12 protein-coding genes are annotated in these 19,121 nt (G+C 73.5%); 3 read left to right on the plus strand and 9 right to left on the minus strand.

Features of this window, described 5'->3' with window-relative positions; translation table 11 throughout:
- Nucleotides 1–43 precede the first annotated feature (43 nt).
- From ACZ63H_RS08380 to nsdA, 4 genes are all read right to left on the minus strand, one after another.
- The gene (locus ACZ63H_RS08380; protein ID WP_469863033.1) at nt 44–2,500 is read right to left on the minus strand and encodes a [protein-PII] uridylyltransferase; all 2,457 of its coding nucleotides are present in this window, start codon (nt 2,498–2,500) and stop codon (nt 44–46) included.
- A gap of 31 nt (nt 2,501–2,531) precedes the next feature.
- A complete protein-coding gene (locus ACZ63H_RS08385) occupies nt 2,532–2,870 on the minus strand; it encodes a P-II family nitrogen regulator (protein ID WP_469863034.1) in 339 nt (112 codons plus the stop codon).
- Nucleotides 2,867–4,204 (minus strand): ammonium transporter, encoded by a 1,338-nt coding sequence (locus ACZ63H_RS08390; protein WP_469863035.1) that lies wholly within the window; start codon nt 4,202–4,204, stop codon nt 2,867–2,869. The genes ACZ63H_RS08385 and ACZ63H_RS08390 overlap by 4 nt, the downstream gene beginning before the upstream one ends.
- 339 nt (nt 4,205–4,543) lie before the next feature.
- Nucleotides 4,544–6,022, minus strand: a complete 1,479-nt coding sequence (nsdA, locus tag ACZ63H_RS08395; RefSeq protein ID WP_469863036.1) for a transcriptional repressor NsdA — start codon at nt 6,020–6,022, stop codon at nt 4,544–4,546.
- Nucleotides 6,023–6,479: 457 nt separating this feature from the next.
- Here nsdA and ACZ63H_RS08400 point away from each other — a divergent pair, with 457 nt between their 5' ends.
- A complete protein-coding gene (locus ACZ63H_RS08400) occupies nt 6,480–7,136 on the plus strand; it encodes a bifunctional DNA primase/polymerase (RefSeq protein WP_469863037.1) in 657 nt (218 codons plus the stop codon).
- A 101-nt stretch (nt 7,137–7,237) separates the two neighbouring features.
- Here ACZ63H_RS08400 and ftsY read toward each other — a convergent pair whose 3' ends face one another.
- On the minus strand, nt 7,238–8,458 hold the full coding sequence (gene ftsY, locus ACZ63H_RS08405) for a signal recognition particle-docking protein FtsY (protein ID WP_469863038.1): 1,221 nt from the start codon (nt 8,456–8,458) through the stop codon (nt 7,238–7,240).
- Nucleotides 8,459–8,628: 170 nt separating this feature from the next.
- Between ftsY and ACZ63H_RS08410 the strand changes: the two genes are divergently transcribed.
- A complete protein-coding gene (locus ACZ63H_RS08410) occupies nt 8,629–10,080 on the plus strand; it encodes a cytosine permease (RefSeq protein WP_469863039.1) in 1,452 nt (483 codons plus the stop codon).
- A 924-nt stretch (nt 10,081–11,004) separates the two neighbouring features.
- Here ACZ63H_RS08410 and ACZ63H_RS08415 read toward each other — a convergent pair.
- The 4 genes from ACZ63H_RS08415 to ACZ63H_RS08430 all read right to left on the minus strand — a co-directional run bounded on the left by ACZ63H_RS08415 (nt 11,005) and on the right by ACZ63H_RS08430 (nt 17,683).
- Nucleotides 11,005–12,423 carry a sugar porter family MFS transporter gene (locus ACZ63H_RS08415; protein ID WP_469863040.1) on the minus strand — a complete coding sequence of 473 codons (1,419 nt, stop codon included), beginning with the start codon at nt 12,421–12,423 and terminating at the stop codon, nt 11,005–11,007.
- 250 nt (nt 12,424–12,673) lie between these two features.
- On the minus strand, nt 12,674–16,570 hold the full coding sequence (locus ACZ63H_RS08420; RefSeq protein ID WP_469863041.1) for an AAA family ATPase: 3,897 nt from the start codon (nt 16,568–16,570) through the stop codon (nt 12,674–12,676).
- 247 nt (nt 16,571–16,817) lie between these two features.
- Nucleotides 16,818–17,021, minus strand: coding sequence for a hypothetical protein (locus ACZ63H_RS08425; protein WP_358694744.1), 204 nt, complete (start codon nt 17,019–17,021; stop codon nt 16,818–16,820).
- 380 nt (nt 17,022–17,401) lie between these two features.
- Nucleotides 17,402–17,683 carry an acylphosphatase gene (locus tag ACZ63H_RS08430; protein WP_469863042.1) on the minus strand — a complete coding sequence of 94 codons (282 nt, stop codon included), beginning with the start codon at nt 17,681–17,683 and terminating at the stop codon, nt 17,402–17,404.
- A gap of 158 nt (nt 17,684–17,841) precedes the next feature.
- On the opposite strand from ACZ63H_RS08430, the gene ACZ63H_RS08435 reads away from it, so the two are divergent.
- A complete protein-coding gene (locus tag ACZ63H_RS08435) occupies nt 17,842–19,089 on the plus strand; it encodes a CAP domain-containing protein (RefSeq protein ID WP_469863043.1) in 1,248 nt (415 codons plus the stop codon).
- Nucleotides 19,090–19,121: the final 32 nt, after the last annotated feature.

Genomic DNA, 19,121 nt, shown 5'->3' on the forward strand with positions numbered 1-19,121 from the left:
GGGTGAACCCGCGCCGGCGGGGCCCGCGCCGGCCCGCACGGGGTCACCCCCGCAGGGTCTCCTCCAGCACACCCGCCAGTGACGACGCGTCCCCGGCCGGCAGCGGCGCGCCCGTGCCCGTCGTGACGTAGAAGGCGTCCACCGCGTTGGCCCCCAGCGTCGACACGTGCATGCTCCGGACCCGGACGCCCGCCTTCTCCAGGGCCGTGCCGATGCGGTGCAGCAGGCCGGGGGCGTCCTGGGCGCGGACCTCGATGACCGTGGCGTGGCGGGAGGCGGCCGGGGCCACCGTGACCCGGGGCGGCGGGGCGGTCCAGCCGCGCCGGCGGGGGTAGGCGGCGTCGCGTTCGGCGAGGCGGCCGGCGATGTCCAGGGAGCCGTCCAGGGCGCGCACGAGGTCGGTGCGCAGCCGGGCCGCCTGGGGCAGGGAGCCGTACTCGGCGGCGACCCGCCAGTCGAGGAGAAGGATCGTGCCGTCGTCGTCCACGTCCGCCGGCAGGCGCAGGGCGCGCAGTTCCGCCGTGCGGACGGTGAGGCGGTGCACGGCGAGGACCCCGGCGACGGCCGGCAGGACGCCCGGCTGGTCGGGGACGGCGATGAGCAGTTCGACGCCCAGGGGTTCCGGTCCCCCGGACGGCGGCTCCGCGCCGGGCACGGGCTCGGTCCGGGCGCGCAGGGCGAGGACCGGGCCGCCGGTGCGGAACGCCTCGACGGCGAGCCGCTCCTGCTCGGCGGTGGGCGCGGCGGGCTCGGGTTCGTCGGGGACGGTCCCGGCGAGGACGCCCGCGACGCGCCCGACCAGGTCGGCGACGAGGGAGCCGCGCCAGGAGGACCAGGCGGCCGGGCCGGTGGCCAGGGCGTCCGCCTCGGTGAGGGCGTGCAGCAGTTCCAGGGTGCCCTCGGTGCCGACCGCGGCGGCGACGGAGCGGACGGTGGCGGGGTCGTCCAGGTCGCGGCGGGTGGCGGTCTCGACGAGCAGCAGGTGGTGGCGGACCAGCGTGGCCAGCACGGTGGCGTCGGCGCGGTCGAAGCCGATCCGCGCGGCGACGTCCTTGGCGATGATCTCGCCGGCCACCGAGTGGTCGCCGGGCCAGCCCTTGCCGATGTCGTGCAGCAGGGCGGCGACCAGCAGCAGGTCGGGACGGCCGACCCGGCGGGTGAGGGCGGAGGCGCGGACGGCGGTCTCGATGAGGTGCCGGTCGACCGTCCAGATGTGGACGGCGTTGCGCTGGGGGCGGCAGCGGACCCGTTCCCAGTCGGGAAGCAGGCGGCTGACCAGGCCCTCGGCCTCCAGCGCCTCCCAGACCTCGACGGTCGGGCGGCCGGAGCCGAGGAGGGTGACGAGTTGTTCGCGGGCCTCGGCGGGCCAGGGGGTGGGCAGGGGGCGCGCGGTGGCGGCCATGCGCCGTACGGCGTGCAGGGAGAGCGGCAGGCCGGCCTGCGCGGCGGCGGCCGCGGCGCGCAGCGGGAGGACGGGGTCGCGGTCGGGGCGGGCGGCGCGGGCGAGCACCACCTCGCCGTCCTGTTCCACGACGCCCTCGGCCAGGGGCGAGCGTTCGGTGGCCGGCCGGCCACCGCCGATGAGGGCGCGCAGGCGGGGCCGTACGGCGCGGGAGCGCAGGACGCGTCCCACCTCGCGCCAGGTGACGTCGCCGGCGTACGCGATGACGCGGGCGGATTCGTAGACCTGGCGCAACAGGGTGTCGGCGTCGAGCAGGCCCAGTTCGGCGGCCACCTGGTCCTGTTCCTGGAGGGCGAGCCGGTCGGTGGCGCGGCCGGTGACCAGGTGGAGGGCGTCGCGGACGTCGAGCAGGCGGCGGCGGGCGTCGGCCAGCCCCTCGCGGGGGGCGTCGGCGAGCCAGGAGGCGGCGACGGCGCGCAGCGCGGTGGCGTCGCGCAGGCCGCCGCGGGCCTCCTTGAGGTCGGGTTCGAGCAGGTAGCGCAGTTCGCCCTGGCGGGCGGCGCGCTCGGCGCACAGGTCGCGGAGTTCGGGCAGGCGCCTCGTGGCCTGGTTGCGCCAGTCGGTGAGGACGGCGGTGCGCAGGCCGGCGGTGAGGGTGCTGTCGCCGGCGAGGTGGCGGGCGTCCAGCAGGCCGAGGTGGACCTTCAGGTCCTCGGCGGCGGTGCCGCGGGCCTCGGCGGGGGTGCGGACGGAGTGGTCGAGGGAGAGGCCGAGGTCCCAGACGGGGTACCAGATCCGGTCGGCGAGGGCGGCGACGGCGGCGGGGTCGGAGCCGTCGTGCAGCAGGACGAGGTCGAGGTCGCTGCGCGGGGACAGCTCGCCGCGGCCGTAGCCGCCGACGGCGACGAGGGAGACGCCCTTCGCGGGGCCGGCCGCCCCGGTGAACAGTCCGGCGAGCCAGTCGTCGGTCAGTCCGGCGAGGGCGAAACGGCGCGGCGGCCCGGACCGCGCGTCCTCGGTGAGGAGGCGCAGCCGGGCCGCCGCGTAGCCGCCGGGCCCCGTGTCTTCCGTTCCTGTGTGCGTGTCCGTGCCCGTCACCCGGCGACTCCTCTTCCTGTGTCGGTCCTGCTCAGAGGGCGTCCGGACCGCGCTCGCCGGTGCGGACGCGGACGGCGGTCTCCACCGGCAGGGACCACACCTTGCCGTCCCCGATCTTGCCGGTGCGGGCGGCCTTGACGATGACCTCGATCAGCTGCTCGGCGTCGTCGTCCTCGGCCAGCACCTCGACGCGGACCTTGGGGACGAGGTCGACGGTGTACTCGGCGCCTCGGTAGACCTCGGTGTGGCCGCGCTGCCGGCCGTAGCCGCTGGCCTCGGTGACGGTGAGGCCGTGCACGCCGAAGGCCTGGAGGGCTTCCTTGATCTCGTCGAGCCGATGGGGCTTGACGACTGCGGTGATGAGCCTCATGCGTCCACCTTCCGGGTCTGTGCGGCGGCCGGGGCGCCGGTGGCGGCCGCGGTGACCCCGCCGCCCGCGCCGCTGAAGTCGTATGCGGTCTCGGCGTGCTCGGCCCGGTCGATGCCGGAGACCTCCTCGTCCTCGGTGACCCGCATGCCGAGGGTCTTGTCGAGGAGGAAGGCGAGCACGGCGGAGGCGACCAGGGAGTAGGCGAGGACCGCGAAGACGCCCGCGCACTGCTTCCACAGCTGGTCGAAGCCGTGGTCGCCGTAGAAGACGCCGGTGGCGGTGGACTGGCCCTTGCCGGTGGCGAAGAAGCCGACGAGCAGGGAGCCGAGGATGCCGCCGACCATGTGGACGCCGACGACGTCGAGGGAGTCGTCGTAGCCGAACCTGAACTTCAGGCCGACGGCCGCGGCGCAGGCGACGCCGGCGATCGCGCCGACGGCGATCGCGCCGAGCGGGGAGACCGCGCCGCCGGAGGGGGTGATGGCGACCAGGCCGGCTACCGCGCCGGAGGCGGCGCCGAGGGTGGTGCAGGCGCCGTGCCGGATCTTCTCGTAGGCGAGCCAGGCCAGCATCGCGGCGGCGGTGGCGACCTGGGTGTTGACGAACATCAGCGCGCCGACGCCGTCGTCGTTGCCGAGCCAGGAGCCGGCGTTGAAGCCGAACCAGCCGAACCAGAGCAGCCCGGCGCCGAGCATGACCAGCGGGAGGCTGTGCGGGCGCATCGGGTCCCGCTTGAAGCCGACGCGCTTGCCGATGACGAGGATGACGCCGAGTGCCGCCGCGCCGGCGTTGATGTGGACCGCCGTGCCGCCCGCGAAGTCGATCACGCCGAGCTTGAAGGCCCAGCCGTCGGAGGCCCACACCCAGTGGGCGACGGGGATGTAGACGAGGGTGGCCCACAGGGCGACGAAGAGGGCCCAGGCGGAGAACTTCACCCGGTCGGCGAGGGCGCCGCTGATCAGGGCGGGGGTGAGGATCGCGAACATCAGCTGGAAGACCATGAAGACGAGGACCGGGATGGTGTAGCCGTCCCAGAGCTCGGTGAGGCCTATGTCGCCGAGGCCGATCCAGTCGGCGTTGTAGCCGAGGAGGCCGTTGCCGTTGCCGAAGGCGAGGGAGAAGCCGTAGAGCACCCACAGGATGGTGACGATCCCGAGGCTGATGAAGCTCATCATCAGCATGTTCAGGGTGCTCTTGACGCGGACCATGCCTCCGTAGAAGAAGGCCAGGGCCGGGGTCATGAGCATCACCAGGGCGGAACAGATGAGCATGAAGCCTGTGTTGGCGGACGACAGTCTGGGTGCGTCCGCCGCAAGCATGATGGCTGGTGCCATCGGCGTCTCCTCGTCGATTGGTACGGCCCCGTGCGGGCGGTGCCTGGCGGTCCGGTCGGGTGAGGGGTGGGCCGGTAGTGCGCCACGAGACTCGCGCAGCGCGGTTTCGGTTCGAGCCCCCCGTTGTTTCGCCGGGGTGACGAAGGTGCCGTGTGTGTTACGCGTCCATGAAGTGGGAGTTGCCGGGCCGCGCCGCTCGTTATCGTGGCGCGACCTCGCGCGGGCTGTCCCCGTGGGGGAACGGACCGGCCGCGGCGGTCCTCTCGATGACCTGGCATGGGGGAGCCGAGTCGGGCAGTTCGGGAGGACCGGCCGCGGCCGGGGCGGGGGGTGCCGGGATCACCCGGCCTCGGCGGCCTCCGGCAGGTCGGCGGCGAGCTTCTCGGAGAGGTCGACGACGGCGGCCAGGTCGCCGTAATCGCGTACGGCCGTGCCGACCGTCTTGCGGATCCGGGTGTTCACCCGTTCGGAGCGGACCTTCTTGGCGACGTCCAGGGCCTGCGCCGCGTACCGCGTGCCGCGCTCGGGTTCGCGCTGGAGCAGGTGCACGGAGGCCATGCCGATGAGGTTGAGCGCGTACGACCGCTGGTGCTCGGAGTCGTCCGCGAACAGTTCCACGGCCCGCCGCATGAGCGGTTCGGCGAGGGAGGCGTAGCTGGGGCTGCGGCCGGCGTTGTAGGCGAGGTCGCGGAAGGAGTGGGAGTTCTCCGCGTACAGCTCGGCCTCGGAGAAGAAGCGGATCCAGTCGGGGTCCGGCTCGTCCCAGTCGCCGGCCTCGGCGAAGGTGTCCTCGGCCATGCGGACGGCGCGTTTGGTCTTCGCCGGCTGGCCCATGTTGGCGTAGGCGCGGGCCTCCATCGCATACAGCATGGCCTGGGTGCGCGGGCTCGCGCAGTCACGGCTGCCGTACTGGGCGAGGTGGATCAGTTCCAGCGCGTCGTCGGGCCGCCCGAGGTGGATCATCTGGCGGCTCATGCTGGAGAGGATGTAGGAGCCGAGCGGCTTGTCGCCGGCCTCCTTGGCGGCGTGCAGGGCGAGCACGAAGTACTTCTGCGCGGTGGGCTGGAGGCCGACGTCGTACGACATCCAGCCGGCCAGTTCGGCCAGCTCGGCGGCGATCTGGAAGAGCTTGCGGGTGGTGGCCTCGGGCTGCGGCTCCTGGAGCAGGTCGGTGACCTCGTGCAGCTGGCCGACGACCGCCTTGCGGCGCAGTCCGCCGCCGCACTGGGCGTCCCACTTGCGGAACATGCGGGTGGTGGACTCCAGCAGTTCCAGCTCGGGGCGGGAGAGCCGGCCGGGCCGGGGGGGGTCGGGCGCGGGGGCGGGCCGGGCGGGGGCCGGGGAGCCGGGGGTGGGCACGAGCCAGCGCTGCATGGGCTCGATGAGGGAGGGGCCGGCGGACAGGGCGAGGGAGGTGCCGAGGAAGCCGCGCCGGGCGAGCATCAGGTCGCTGCGGGAGAACTCGCCGAGCAGGGCGACCGTCTGCGGGCCGGTCCAGGGCAGGTCGACTCCGGAGGCGGCGGGCGACTGCCGGGCGGCGCGCAGGCCGAGGTCCTCGATGGAGACCACGCAGCCGAAGCGTTCGGAGAACAGCTCGGACAGGATGCGCGGGATCGGTTCGCGCGGGTTCTCCCCGTCGAGCCAGCGGCGCACCCGGGAGGTGTCGGTCGAGATGTGGTTGGCGCCCAATTGGCGTGCCCTGCGGTTCACCTGCCGGGCCAGCTCGCCCTTGGACCAGCCGCTGCGCACGAACCACGAGCCGAGCAGTTCGTTGGGGCGCTTTTCAGCGCTCGTACCGCTACCGCCGTTGCCGCCCACTGGGATGCCCCCATTCCTGAGACCACTTGTCACCTAGTGCGCCAAGCCTTATCAGAATGCCGGTAAATAACGCCTCCCGTCCGGCACTTCTCACCCTTCGAACGAGCTGGCGACTTGCCTCCGGCATACTCACCGGATGCATGCGCCCCCCTGAACTCGCGCACTCAGAGTAATCTGGCGATCAACCTTCAGTCACGGGCGTCACGGAAACGCCACCATTCGCCACCCCTTCGAATGGACACACGAATGGCTCCGCGCGATTGACTGGCGGGGGTGGGCGGAGACCCGGCGGAGTGGTGCACCCAGGGGCGCACATATCCCGTTGTGCCACCTGGCGCGCTCCAAGGCGCCGCATTGACCGCGTGACCGCGCGGGAAGGCGGAGCCGTAGCGTTACGTTCCGCTTCCGCTTCGCTCCGTGTCGTAACCACCGGCGCGCAGGACCCGTTGGAGGGGGCATGGGCTTCACGATCGGCGGCATCCGCGAGATCCGCTCCGGCACGCGGCGGCGCGGGCGCCTGGCGGAGTGCACCGCCGTCGCCGAGTTCACCGGACTGTGGGGCTGGGACGTGGTGCCGGGGGCGCGGGCCGCCGGGGGCACCTGTTCGTGCGGGCACTCCGACTGCCCGGCGCCGGGCGCGCATCCGCTGGAGTTCGCGTCCCCGATTCCCGCCGGGGCCACGCTGGACGAGGTCGGCAAGGCCTGGTCCGAGTTCCCCGGGGCCGCCGTGATGCTGCCGGTCGGCCACGCGTTCGACGTCATCGAGGTGTCGGAACCGGTCGGCCGCCGTGCGCTGGTCCGGCTGGAGCGGATGGGCCTGCCCCTGGGGCCGGTCGCCGCCGGCCCGGACGGCCGCGCCCACTTCTTCGTCGCCCCCGGTGCCGCCGCCGATCTGCCCCGGCTGCTGTACCGGATGGGCTGGGACGATCCGGCCGCGCTGGACCTGCGCGGCCTCGGCCCCGGCACCCACATCACCGCCCCGCCCTCCGACCGGGGCGGCCTGGGCCCGGCGCGCTGGCTGCGCCCGCCCGCCCTGGACTCGGCGACGCGGCCGCCGGCGGCCCGGCTGCTGCTGGGGACGCTGGCGTACGTGGCGCACCGGTCGCGGCCGTAGGGCGACCGGGAAAGGAGCGGCGCCCGCCCCCGGTCACAGCTCGGGGACGGGCGCTCGCTCCCGCCCTGCCCGGCCCGGGAGCGTTCCCGGGCCGAGGACGCTCAGTCGCCGATCAGCGCGTCGACGAACGCCTCCGGCTCGAACGGCGCGAGGTCGTCCGCGCCCTCGCCGAGCCCGATCAGCTTGACCGGCACGCCCAGCTCGCGCTGGACCGCGACCACGATGCCGCCCTTCGCCGTGCCGTCCAGCTTGGTCAGCACGATGCCGGTGATGTCCACGACCTCGGCGAACACCCGGGCCTGCACCAGGCCGTTCTGCCCGGTGGTGGCGTCCAGGACGAGCAGCACCTCGTCCAGCGGCGCGTGCTTCTCCACCACGCGCTTGACCTTGCCCAGCTCGTCCATCAGGCCGGTCTTGGTGTGCAGGCGTCCCGCGGTGTCGATCAGCACCACGTCGACGCCCATCTCCTTGCCCTCCTTCACCGCGTCGAAGGCGACGGAGGCCGGGTCGCCGGCCTCGGGGCCGCGCACGGTGTGGGCGCCGACGCGCTCGCCCCAGGTCTGGAGCTGGTCGGCGGCGGCGGCCCGGAAGGTGTCGGCGGCACCGAGCACGACGGTGCGGCCGTCGGCGACCAGCACCCGGGCGAGCTTGCCGGTGGTGGTGGTCTTGCCGGTGCCGTTGACGCCGACGACCATCACGATGCCGGGCTTGCGGCCCTCGGGCTCGGTCTTCACGGTGCGGTCGACATCGGTGCCGACCAGGGTGAGGAGTTCCTCTCGGAGCAGGCCGCGCAGTTCCTCGGGGGTGCGGGTGCCGAGCACCCTGACGCGTTCGCGCAGCCGCTCGACCAGTTCCTGGGTGGGCAGCACGCCGACGTCGGCGGTGAGCAGCGTGTCCTCGATCTCCTCCCAGGTGTCCTCGTCCAGGTGCTCGCGGGAGAGCAGCGTGAGCAGGCCCTTGCCCAGGGCGTTCTGCGAGCGGGACAGGCGGGCGCGCAGCCGGACCAGGCGGCCCGCGGTGGGCTCCGGGATCTCCAGCTCGGGTACTTCGACAGCGGGGCCGGCGGGGCCGGCGGGGGGCTCCTCGACGACGACCGGCGCGGGGCCGCCCGGGAGATCCACCTCCTCGATCGTCCGGCGCGGTTCGTCGCGCGGCGTCTCGGCCTCTTCGCCGACATGCGGCTCGGCCGGGGGCGCGGTGATGTCGGGCGCCTTCGGGGGCGGCGGGGGCAGCGGCTTCCGGCGCCGGCTGCCCACGATCAGCCCGCCGAGCGCGCCGAGCACGACCACGGCGATGACTACAGCAAGGATGACGGTTTCCATAACCCGACCAGTATCGGCCATGGGGTCCGCGAGAACCCTGTTTGTGACTTCCTCCGAGAGACAAAGGCCACTTAAGGCGAGGACTCGGAGCAAAGTACGATGGTGGCACCTCTATCCACGCGCGTAGAGTCCCCCACGTCCCCCTTCCCCCCATGTCAGGCACCTCTTTCATGAGCACATCCGTCGAGACCGAGGGCGCTCTCGAAACCCGCGGCATCGAGCAGGTCCCCGATCACGAACGCACCGCGCGGACCCGGGAGCTGTTCCCGACATGGGTCGGCGCCAACATCAGCGTGCTGCTGCTGACCATGGGCGCGAGCCTGGTCGTGGCCTACCACCTGAACATCTGGCAGGCCCTGGTCGTGGCGGTGGCCGCGCCGGTCGTGTCGTACGGCCTGGTCGGTCTGATCGGCATCGCCGGCAAGCGGGGCGGCGCGCCCGGCATGGCGCTGTCGCGCGCGGTCTTCGGGCAGCGCGGCAACCTGCTGCCCGGTTCGCTGATCTGGGTCGCGCGCTGGGGCTGGGAGACGATCAACGCGGTGACCGGCGCGTACGCGGTGCTCACCATCCTGGACATCCTGTTCGGCATCAAGGCGAACAGCGTGCTGGACATGGTGACGCTGCTGGTGTTCGTCGTCGCGACCTTCGCCATCTCCGGGCTCGGCATCAACGCCGTGCAGAAGTGCAACAAGTACGCGACGTACCTCTTCGGTGTCTTCTCGGTGCTGGTCCTCGGCTATCTGGTGGCGGACACGGACTGGTCGAAGGTGGCGCACCAGGGCGCCGGTTCCACGGCCTCGGTGATCACCGGCGTCGGCATGATCGCGGCCGGCGGGGTCAGCTGGATCCCGTCCGCGCCGGACTTCACCCGCTACCTGCCGCGCACGGCGTCCTCGAAGGCGATCGTGGGCACGGCGGTGGGCGGTGCCGGTGTCGTCGTGCTGCCGATGGTGCTGATGGGCGCGGTGATGGCGGTCTCCACCCCGGACCTGGCCTCGGCGAGCGACCCGGTGTCCTTCCTGGGCGAGATCCTGCCGACGTGGATCGCGGTGCCGTACCTGTTCATCGCCCTGATCGGCATGCTGCTGATCAACTCGATGTCGATGTACTCGGCGGGCTTCACCGCGCAGACCCTCGGCTTCAAGGTGCCCCGGCACTGGGCGGTGTCGGTGAACGCGGTGATCTCGCTGGTGTTCGGCGGGGTGCTGATGCTGGTGGCGACCAGCTTCATGGGCTCCTTCATCGCCTTCCTGTCGCTGCTGGCGGTCGCGTTCTCCGCGTGGGTCGGCGTGTTCGGCGCGGACATGTTCCGCCGCACGGAGTACGACGGCCGGGCCATGGCCGACACCACCCGCGCCAGCGCCTACTGGTACAAGGGCGGCTTCTCCCCCGCGGCCGTGGCCGCCTGGGCGATCGGCCTGGTCTCGGGGCTGATGTTCACCACCTCCGACTGGTTCACCGGCCCGCTGGCGACGAACAACGTGGTCGGCGAGTACGGCCTCGGCTGGGTCGCCACGATCGTGATCTCCGGTGCGCTGTACCTGGCGCTGCCGAAGCCGGCCACGGTCGCGCCGCAGGCGGCCGACGAGGTCGCCGGGCAGCCCGCGGCCAGCGGCGTCTGACCCCGGCCGGCTTCCCGGCCACCTGACGTATCGTCAGACCATGTCCCCCTCCCCCGAGCGTTACCGGAGGGGGACTTTCGTATGCCCGTCACGATCGTGCGTGGCGACCGCGTCGCACGCAGACCGGGGAGCACCGCGGCGCGGCAAACAACCGGCTGCGGTCGCCGTTCACCCTCGCGGGCACGGCGATGCCCCCGCCTGGCCGGGAGCGGCTATCGGCTATCGGCTATCGGCTATCGGCCCGGGGAGTACGCGGTGTCCCGCGTGGACCCGCGGCGGCGCGGCCGGTTCCGGGACGAGCTGCCGCGGACGCTGCTCACGGCGGCACCGGCGAGGGGTTCGGGCACCGGGCCGCGGAGTACGGCTCCCCCCGCCCGCGCACCCGGCCGCACCCTGCCGCCCGCCGGCGGCTCGGCCGGCGCCGCCGTGCGCCGGGCCGCCCGGTCCGGCCCGCCGTTCTTCCCCGGCGCGCACCCGCCCGAGCCGATGGCGTACTGCGAGGAGCGGATCGCCGAGGTCCCGGACCGGGCGTGGGCCGCGCAGGGCGGGCAGCTGCCACGCGAGGCCCGGACGTACGCCTCCCGGCAGCCGGGCGGGATCCGCTCGGCGGTGCGGTCGGCGGCGGAGCCGCACGCGGAGGGCGTACCGGATCCTCGTCCCGGAGCGGTGCGCGGTTACCGGGCCCGGACGGCCTGGCGCCGCGTCCACCGGCGGGCGGGAGGCCGGGCGGAGGAGGGCGCGCGGCCCGGGGCCGCTCGCGGGGCGGGTGGTTGCGGCCCCGGCGGACCGAGCCGGGCCCGGACACACGACACCGCCGCCCCCGGTCCGGGCGGTGGGCCGGGACGGGGGGCGGCGGACGGTTCGAGGAGAGGGGCAGCGGGGACTTGGCCCTTCTCCCCGAGTTCGGGGGCCTCGGGGCGAGGCTCAGCCCATCTCCTCCAGGGACTTGCCCTTCGTCTCCTTGACGAACTTCAGGACGAACGGGATGGAGAGCGCGGCGAAGATGGTGTAGATCACGTAGGTGCCGGAGAGGTTCCAGTCGGCCAGCGACGGGAAGCTCGCGGTGATGGCCCAGTTGGCGATCCACTGCGCGGAGGCGGCGACACCGAGGGCGGCGGCGCGGATCTTGTTCGGGAACATCTCGCCGAGGAAGACCCAGACCACCACGCCCCAGGACAGGGCGAAGAAGAGGACGAACAGGTGGGCGGCGATCAGGGCGACCCAGCCCTGGGTGCTCGGCAGCTTGCCGTCGACCAGGTGGTAGCTGAACGCCCAGGCCTCCAGCGCCAGGCCGACGACCATGCCGACCGAGCCGATGAGGGCGAGCGGCTTGCGGCCGACGCGGTCCACGAAGATCATCGCGATCACGGTGCCGACGATGTTGATGATCGAGGTGGTGAAGGAGTAGAAGAACGAGTCCGACGGGTCGACGCCGACCGACTGCCACAGCGTCGAGGAGTAGTAGAACGCGACGTTGATGCCGACGAACTGCTGGAAGACCGACAGGCCGATACCGACCCAGACGATCGGCTTGAAGAAGAAGGAGCCGCCGAGCAGGTCCTTGAAGGACGACTTGTGCTCGCTCTTCATCGCGTGCTCGATCTCGGCGACGCGGGCGTTCAGGTCGACGTCCTTGCCCTCGACCTCCGCGAGGATCTCACGGGCGCGCTCGCGCTTGCCGACGGAGATCAGGAAGCGGGGGGACTCGGGGATCGCGAAGGACAGCATGCCGTAGAGGACGGCCGGGACGACCATCACGCCGAGCATGACCTGCCAGGCCTCCAGGCCCATCAGCTTGCCGCGCTGGTCGCCGCCGGCGGCGTTGAGCAGGCCCCAGTTGACCAGCTGGGAGACGGCGATGCCGACGACGATCGCGGCCTGCTGGAAGGAGCCGAGCCGGCCGCGGTAGGCGGGCGGGGCGACCTCGGCGATGTAGGCGGGGCCGATCACGGAGGCCATGCCGATGGCGAAGCCGCCGATGATCCGCCAGAAGGCGAGGTCCCACAGCGCGAAGGGCAGCGCGGAGCCGACGGCGCTGACGGTGAAGAGGGCGGCGGCGATCTGCATGCAGCGGATGCGGCCGATGCGGTCGGCTATGCGGCCGGCGGTGGCGGCGCCGATGGCGCAGCCGATCAGCGCGATCGCGATGACCTGGGCGAGGGCGGCGGAACCGATGTCGTAGCGGTCCCGGATGGCCTCGACGGCGCCGTTGATCACGGAGCTGTCGTAGCCGAAGAGGAAGCCGCCCATGGCGGCAGCCGCCGCGATGAAGATGACGTGCCCGAGATGTTCGGGGTGAGCCGATCTGGCTCCTGACTGAGGTGCCTGCGCTGTGCTGGTCACGGTGTAACTCCTCGGGCCACGGCAACGCTGCCGGGTGGGGGCGAGCCCTTCCAGGTCTCCAGTGGCGCACACGCGGGGGCCACTTACACCTGAAGGTAAAAGCAACGTTGCAGAGACTATGCCTTCAAGTTTCGAAGTCAATACTTCAACGACTGTGAGTTTTCAGATATGCCCGACGATCTTGCGTTCAAGAACTGAACGCCAGGGCGGTTGATCTGCCACGGATGCCGCTAGTGGATCTTGAAAAGGGCTAGCGCAGCCGCTGGGAGATGACCTTCGAGACGCCGTCACCCTGCATGGAGACGCCGTAGAGCGCGTCGGCTACCTCCATCGTGCGCTTCTGGTGCGTGATCACGATCAGCTGCGAACTCTCCTGGAGCTCCCGCATGATCCCGATCAGCCGCTGGAGGTTGGTGTCGTCCAGCGCCGCCTCGACCTCGTCCATGACGTAGAACGGGCTCGGCCGGGCCTTGAAGATCGACACCAGCAGCGCCACCGCGGTCAGCGAGCGCTCGCCGCCCGAGAGCAGGGAGAGCCGCTTGACCTTCTTGCCCGGCGGCCGTGCCTCCACGTCCACGCCCGTGGTGAGCATGTTGTCGGGGTCGGTCAGCACCAGACGGCCCTCGCCGCCGGGGAACAGCCGACCGAAGACGCCCTCGAACTCGCGGGCGGTGTCCCGGTACGCCTCGGTGAAGACCTGCTCGACGCGCTCGTCGACCTCCTTCACCACCTGGAGCAGGTCGGCGCGGGTCTTCTTCAGGTCCTCCAGCTGCTCGCCGAGGAACTGGTGCCGCTCCTCCAGCGCGGCGAACTCCTCCAGCGCGAGCGGGTTGACCTTGCCCAGCTGCTGGTACGCCCGCTCTGCCGCCCTGAGCCGCTTCTCCTGCTCGGCGCGGTCGAAGGGGCGGGGCCGGTTGCGCGGGTGCCCGGGGTCCTCGGGCAGCCGCTCGCCGTCGGCGGGGGGCGAGGGCGGCACCGGTTGGTGCGGCCCGTACTCGGCCACCAGCCCCTCCGGTTCGACACCCAGTTCCTCCAGCGCCCTGGTCTCCAGCTGCTCGATGCGCAGCCGCTTCTCCGCTCCTATTACCTCGCCTCGGTGTACTGAATCCTTCAACTTGTCAAGTTCGGCCTTGAGTTCGCGGCCGGCCGTGCGGGCGGCGGCGAGTTCGCCCTCGCCCCGGGTCTTGGCGGCCTCGGCGGCGGCCCGCTCCCGCTCGGCGCGCGCGAGGGACACCTCCACGTGTGCGAGCAGCTGCCGGGCGCCGGAGGCGACGGCGCCGGCCACGGCCGCCTCGTGGCGCAGCCGGGCCCGGCGCCGCTCGGCACGCGCGCGTGCCTCGCGTTCGGCGCGGGCGGCCCGGTCGAGCGCGTCGGCGCGTCCGGCCAGGCCCTTGACCCGTTCCTCGTGCGTACGGACCTGGAGGCGGGCCTCCATCTCGGTCTGCCGGGCGTTGGCGCCGTCGGCGGCGAGCCGGTCCCGGACGGAGGTGTCCGGTTCCTCCTCCACCGGCGCCTGCGCGGCCACGGCGAGCCGCTCGGCCAGTTCCTCGGCCTCCTGCACGGCCCTGTCCAGCGCCTCCTGTGCGCGGGCCGCCGCCGCGGCCGACCGCTCGGCCTCGCCCGCCGCGCCGCGGGCCTGGCCGGCCAGGCGGCCGAGCCGCTGGGCGACGTCCGACTTCTCCCGGTCGGCGGCGCGGCGCCGCTCGCCGAGTTCCTCCACGACGGCCGCGGCCCGGGTACGGCGCTCGGCCGCGGTGCGCTGTGCCTCGGCCAGCTGCCGGCAGCGGACCTCCAGCTCGGCCAGTTCGGCCGCGGCCTCGTCCACGGATGCCTGCACCTCCAGCAGGCTGGGGGCGCCCGCGGAGCCGCCGTGCGCGATGTGCGCGCCGAGGAGGTCGCCCTCGGCGGTGACGGCGATCAGGTCGGGGCGGGCGTGGATCAGCGTGTCGGCGTCGGCGAGGGTGTCCACGACCACGACGCCGCGCAGGAGGCGGCGGACGGCGGGCATGAGGTCGGCGGGGCCGCGGACGAGGGTGGCGGCGAAGAGGAGGCCGGCGGCGGGCCGGGTGTCCGCGAGCGCGGTGTGACCGGACGCGTCGTCCCGGGGGGCCGGGCCCGCGCCGCCGGGCACGGCGGGCGCGGTGTGACCGGACGCGTCGCCCCGGGAGCCCGGGCCCGCGCCGCCGGGCACGGCGGGCGCGGTGTGACCGGGAGCGTCGCCCCGGGAGGCCGGACCCGCGCCGCCGGGCACGGCGGGCGCGGTGTGACCGGGAGCGTCGCCCCGGGAGGCCGGGCCCGCGCCGCCGGGCACGGCGGGCGCGGTGTGACCGGGGGCGTCGCCCCGGGGGGCCGGGCCCGCGCCGCCCGGGGCGGGGGTGTCGCGGTTGGCCGCGTCGTTCCCCGCGTCCCGTCGGGGCGCTTCCTCGGGGGCTCCCGTCAGGAGGAGGGTGGCCCGGCCGGCGTCTTGTTTGCGGAGGAGGGTGAGGGCCTCGGCCGCCGCCGCGGGGGTGGTGACGGCGAGGGCGTCGGCCGCCGTGCCGAACGCGGCGGCCAGGGGGACCTCGTAGCCCGGGGTGATCCTGAGGAGTTCCGCGGCCGGTCCGAGGATGCCGGTGAGGCGGTCCCGGGCGCCGAGCAGGGTGCCGGTGCCGTCCTTGCGGCGCAGGCCCAGCGCCAGCGCCTCGTGGCGGGCCCGGGTCGCCGCCCGGCCGCGCTCGGCGGCGGTGAGGGCGTCGCGGGCCGCGTTCAGCGCGGCCTCCGCGTCGGCCAGCTCCCGCTTCGCGGCCTCGTGCCGCCCGGCCAGGTCGGCGTCGCCCGCGTCCAGGCCGTCGACCTCCGCGCGCAGGACCTCGTACTCCTCCTGCGCGCCCGCCGCCCGCTCCAGTGCCTCGTCGCGGGCCGTGGTCAGCCGGTCGACCTCGGCCTGGGCGGAGGCGACGCGCGAGCGGGCCGCGCCCACCTGCCCGGACAGCCGGGCCAGCCCCTCGCGGCGATCGGCGATGGCACGGGCGGCGTCCTTCAGCCGGCGTTCCTCCAGGGCGAGCCGCTGCTCCAGCCCGGCGCGGTGGTCGACCGTGTCGTCCAGTGCCCGCCGGGCCGCCTCCAGGGCCGCCTCCAGCTCGGCCTCCTGCTCACGGACGCGGGCGGCCTCGCGCTCCAGGTCCTCGGGGTCCCGGCCGCGCCGCTCCTCGGGGGGCGCGGAGGTGGCGCTCTTGACCCGGGCGTCGGCCAGGGAGATCGTGCCGCGGACGCGTTCGGCGAGCTGGGACAGCTCGTACCAGGTCTGCTGGGCGCGCTGGAGGCGCGGGGTGAGCCGGCGCACCTCCTCTTCCAGCAGGGCCTCGCGGTGCAGGGCCTGCCCCAGCTCCCGCTCGGCGCCCTCCTTGCGTTCCTTCAGCGCCGCCTCGTCGGCGATCTCGGCGCGGAGGGCCTCGCGCAGCCGTACGAGGTCGTCGGCGAGCAGCCGCAGCCGGGCGTCGCGCAGGTCGGCCTGGATGACGGCGGCCCGGCGTGCCACGGCCGCCTGCCGGCCCAGGGGCTTGAGCTGGCGGCGCAGTTCGTCGGTGAGGTCCTGCACGCGCGCGAGGTTCGCCCGCATCGCGTCCAGCTTGCGGAGCGCCTTCTCCTTGCGCTTGCGGTGCTTGAGGACGCCGGCCGCCTCCTCGATGAAGGCGCGGCGGCCCATGGGGTCGGCGTGCAGGACGGAGTCCAGCTGCCCCTGGCCGACGATGACGTGCATCTCGCGGCCGATGCCGGAGTCGGAGAGGAGTTCCTGGATGTCCAGCAGGCGGCAGGTGTCGCCGTTGATCTGGTACTCGCTGCCGCCGTTGCGGAACATCGTCCGCGTGAGGGTGACCTCGGCGTACTCGATGGGCAGGGCCCCGTCGGAGTTGTCGATGGTCAGGGACACCTCGGCGCGGCCGAGCGGCGGGCGGCCGGTGGTGCCGGCGAAGATGACGTCCTCCATCTTGCCGCCGCGCAGCGACTTGGCGCCCTGTTCGCCCATGACCCAGCTGAGCGCGTCCACGACGTTGGACTTGCCCGAGCCGTTCGGGCCGACGACGCACGTGATCCCCGGTTCGAAGCGGAGGGTGGTCGCGGAGGCGAACGACTTGAACCCGCGGAGGGTCAGGGCCTTGAGGTGCACGCCCCTGGACTCTACCCGCCACGGCTCCCGGCCCGGTCCACGAACCCGCGCCACGCGCGGTTTCGCCGATGACCACGCAGGGCACACCAGTTGTTAAAGAAGGTGAAAGGATGCGGGGGGAAAGAACGAAGGGACGCCGAAGCGTCCCTTGCAACTCTGACGACTGGATCGCAGTCGCCGGATCAACTGAGCGGTTGATACGGGCAACCCGATCGTTGCGCCTGCTGTTGTGGAGCTGATGCAGCGATCAGGTGAGCGCAGGCTCCGCCTGGTGTGCGTCGATGCTCTCCATGATCCTCTCCTGAGAGGCGGCAGCCGCCAGCGCGTCGTTCTCGGCCTGGATCCTTACGAGCTCGGACTCCAGGTCCTGCACACGCTGCTGCAGCCGTCGCATCTCGGCGAGGAGTCGAGGGTCGGAGCCGCCGACGTAACCGAGAAGCGCCTTTGCCATGATGGATGGTCCTCCACAATGAGTGACCGACCGATGCGGTTGGGTCGTGAGGGATTCGCACCCGCGGTGCTTGGCACATCCGGGTGTTGCTCTGCTGTTGTTCCATGCCAAACAGCTAAGGTGCGCGGGGCTTTCAGCGTCTCACCAAAAAGTTTGACGGTCAACACGATCACGCCCTGTATTGGGGGGCGAACCGGGTGCACGGCCGGGAACACGGCGGTGCTGCGACTCCTCCGGGGCCCTCAGGGCGTGGCGACCAGCAGTACCTGCGGAGCCTGCCATGCCACGCCCGTCTTGGCAACCACCAGGGCGTTTCCGCTTCCGGCGGGCGCCCGGACCGGCTCGTCGCGGGCCGGCCCGGGGGGTGCGGGGGATCCGGATCAGCGGATGGCGAAGCCGTCGTAGCCGCCGCGCGGTGTGTCCCAGATCTCTGTCACACCGTCCACGCGGCCGGGCGTGTCGCTGCCCTGGAGCCATTCCAGCAGCCCTTCGCAGCCCTCGCGCGGCCCCTCGGCGACCACCTGGACCCGGCCGTCGGCCAAATTGAGAGCAAAACCACTCAGCCCGCCGATCTCCAGTGCCCTGGCCCGCGTGAACCAGCGGAATCCCACGCCCTGCACGTGTCCACGCACCCAGGCGACCAGTCGTACGTCCTCGCTCATGGGTGCAACCTAACCGGCCGGGGCCGGCCGGGACACGTCGCACCCCGGCGGCATCGGGTACCGTCCGGACCCGGTGATTCGTGGCCGAAACCACTCGGACGAGTGGATCGGGTCGGCCGTGCGCACGAGGAACGCGGACGAGGAAGAGGGCAAGGATCATGGGACGCCACCGACGCTCCGCCGCCGGAAGCGACGACCCCCGGCGCCCGCCCGCGCACTCCCCCGCCGGGGAACGCCCGATACCCGGGGACATCGGGCCGTATCCGGACCCGGACGCCTACGCCGAGGCCACCGCGAAGGCGCGGGCCTATCTGTTCGCGACGGACCAGGACCCGGCGCCGGACGCCGGGAACGGTTCCGGGCACGACGGCGGATCGGGGGCGGTCCGCGGCGGGCGGCGGTGGCTCAAGGCCGTGCGGCCGGTGCGTGCCGCCCTGCTCGGGGTGTCCGTCGCCGTCGTCCTCGGCACGGTCGCGGTGACCACGGGCGCGGTGCCGGGGCTGGAGCACTACCGGCTCGGCGGCGGTACGCACGCCACCGGCGGGGAGCGGACGGGCTCCGTGGCCTCGCCCGGCAACACGGCGAGCGAGCAGGGCGGCACCTCGGGCGGCGCCGGCGCCGCTCCCCGGGCGGGTTCCGGCGGGGGCGGCGGCGAGCGGACCGACCGGACGCCGAGCGCGTCGGCCACCACGTCCCCCTCCGGTTCCGCCTCCGCCTCGAAGCCGCCGTCCGCCACGCCGTCCCCCTCGCGGACGGCCGCCGGGAAGCGGGCGCCGGAGAGCGGTCCGGCCAGGACGCCGGCGACCGGGCGGGCCGAGCCCGCCAAGCCGTCCGAGCCCGCCAAGCCCTCCAAGCCGTCCAAGTCGCCCGGGCCGGCCGCGCCGTCCGCGTCCGCCACCCCGGCCGAGCCCGCGCCCGAGCCGAAGCCCACCAAGGCGACGCCCACCGAGCCGAAGGCCACCGCGTCCCGTACGGCCGCCCCCGCCACCGGAGCCCCGGCCCCCTCCCCCACGGCCACCGCGGCGCGGGAGGCCGCCGTGGAGGCGGAGGTGCTGAAGCTGGTCAACGACGAGCGGGCGAAGGCCGGTCTCGGCGCGCTCGCGGCGAACTCCGCGCTGACCGGGCTGGCCGAGGCGTTCAGCGACGACATGGCCGCGCGGGGCTTCTTCGCCCACACCGACCCGGACGGCCGAACGCCGTGGGACCGGGCGGCGCGGGCCGGGGTCGACGGTCTCGGCGGGGAGAACATCGGCCGTGGCCAGGCGGACGCGGCGGCCGTGCTGGCGGCCTGGATGAACAGCCCCGAGCACCGCGCCAACATCCTGGACCCCGCCTTCACGACCTTCGGCGCGGGCGTCCGCCTCGGCCCGGGCGGCCCTTGGTGGACGCTGGAGTTCGGGTACTGAGACGCCCGGCGGACGGGGGCGGGTATTCGTCC

This window comes from Streptomyces sp. NPDC104831, assembly GCF_055583025.1.

Excerpts from the sequence above, each read along its gene's own strand:
- ACZ63H_RS08425 (WP_358694744.1), bottom strand. The coding sequence starts at position 17,021 with ATGGCAAAGGCGCTTCTCGGTTACGTCGGCGGCTCCGACCCTCGACTC.
- ACZ63H_RS08390 (WP_469863035.1), bottom strand. The coding sequence starts at position 4,204 with ATGGCACCAGCCATCATGCTTGCGGCGGACGCACCCAGACTGTCGTCC.
- ACZ63H_RS08410 (WP_469863039.1), top strand. The coding sequence starts at position 8,629 with ATGAGCACATCCGTCGAGACCGAGGGCGCTCTCGAAACCCGCGGCATC.
- ftsY (WP_469863038.1), bottom strand. The coding sequence starts at position 8,458 with ATGGAAACCGTCATCCTTGCTGTAGTCATCGCCGTGGTCGTGCTCGGC.
- ACZ63H_RS08430 (WP_469863042.1), bottom strand. The coding sequence starts at position 17,683 with ATGAGCGAGGACGTACGACTGGTCGCCTGGGTGCGTGGACACGTGCAG.
- ACZ63H_RS08400 (WP_469863037.1), top strand. The coding sequence starts at position 6,480 with ATGGGCTTCACGATCGGCGGCATCCGCGAGATCCGCTCCGGCACGCGG.
- ACZ63H_RS08385 (WP_469863034.1), bottom strand. The coding sequence starts at position 2,870 with ATGAGGCTCATCACCGCAGTCGTCAAGCCCCATCGGCTCGACGAGATC.
- ACZ63H_RS08435 (WP_469863043.1), top strand. The coding sequence starts at position 17,842 with ATGGGACGCCACCGACGCTCCGCCGCCGGAAGCGACGACCCCCGGCGC.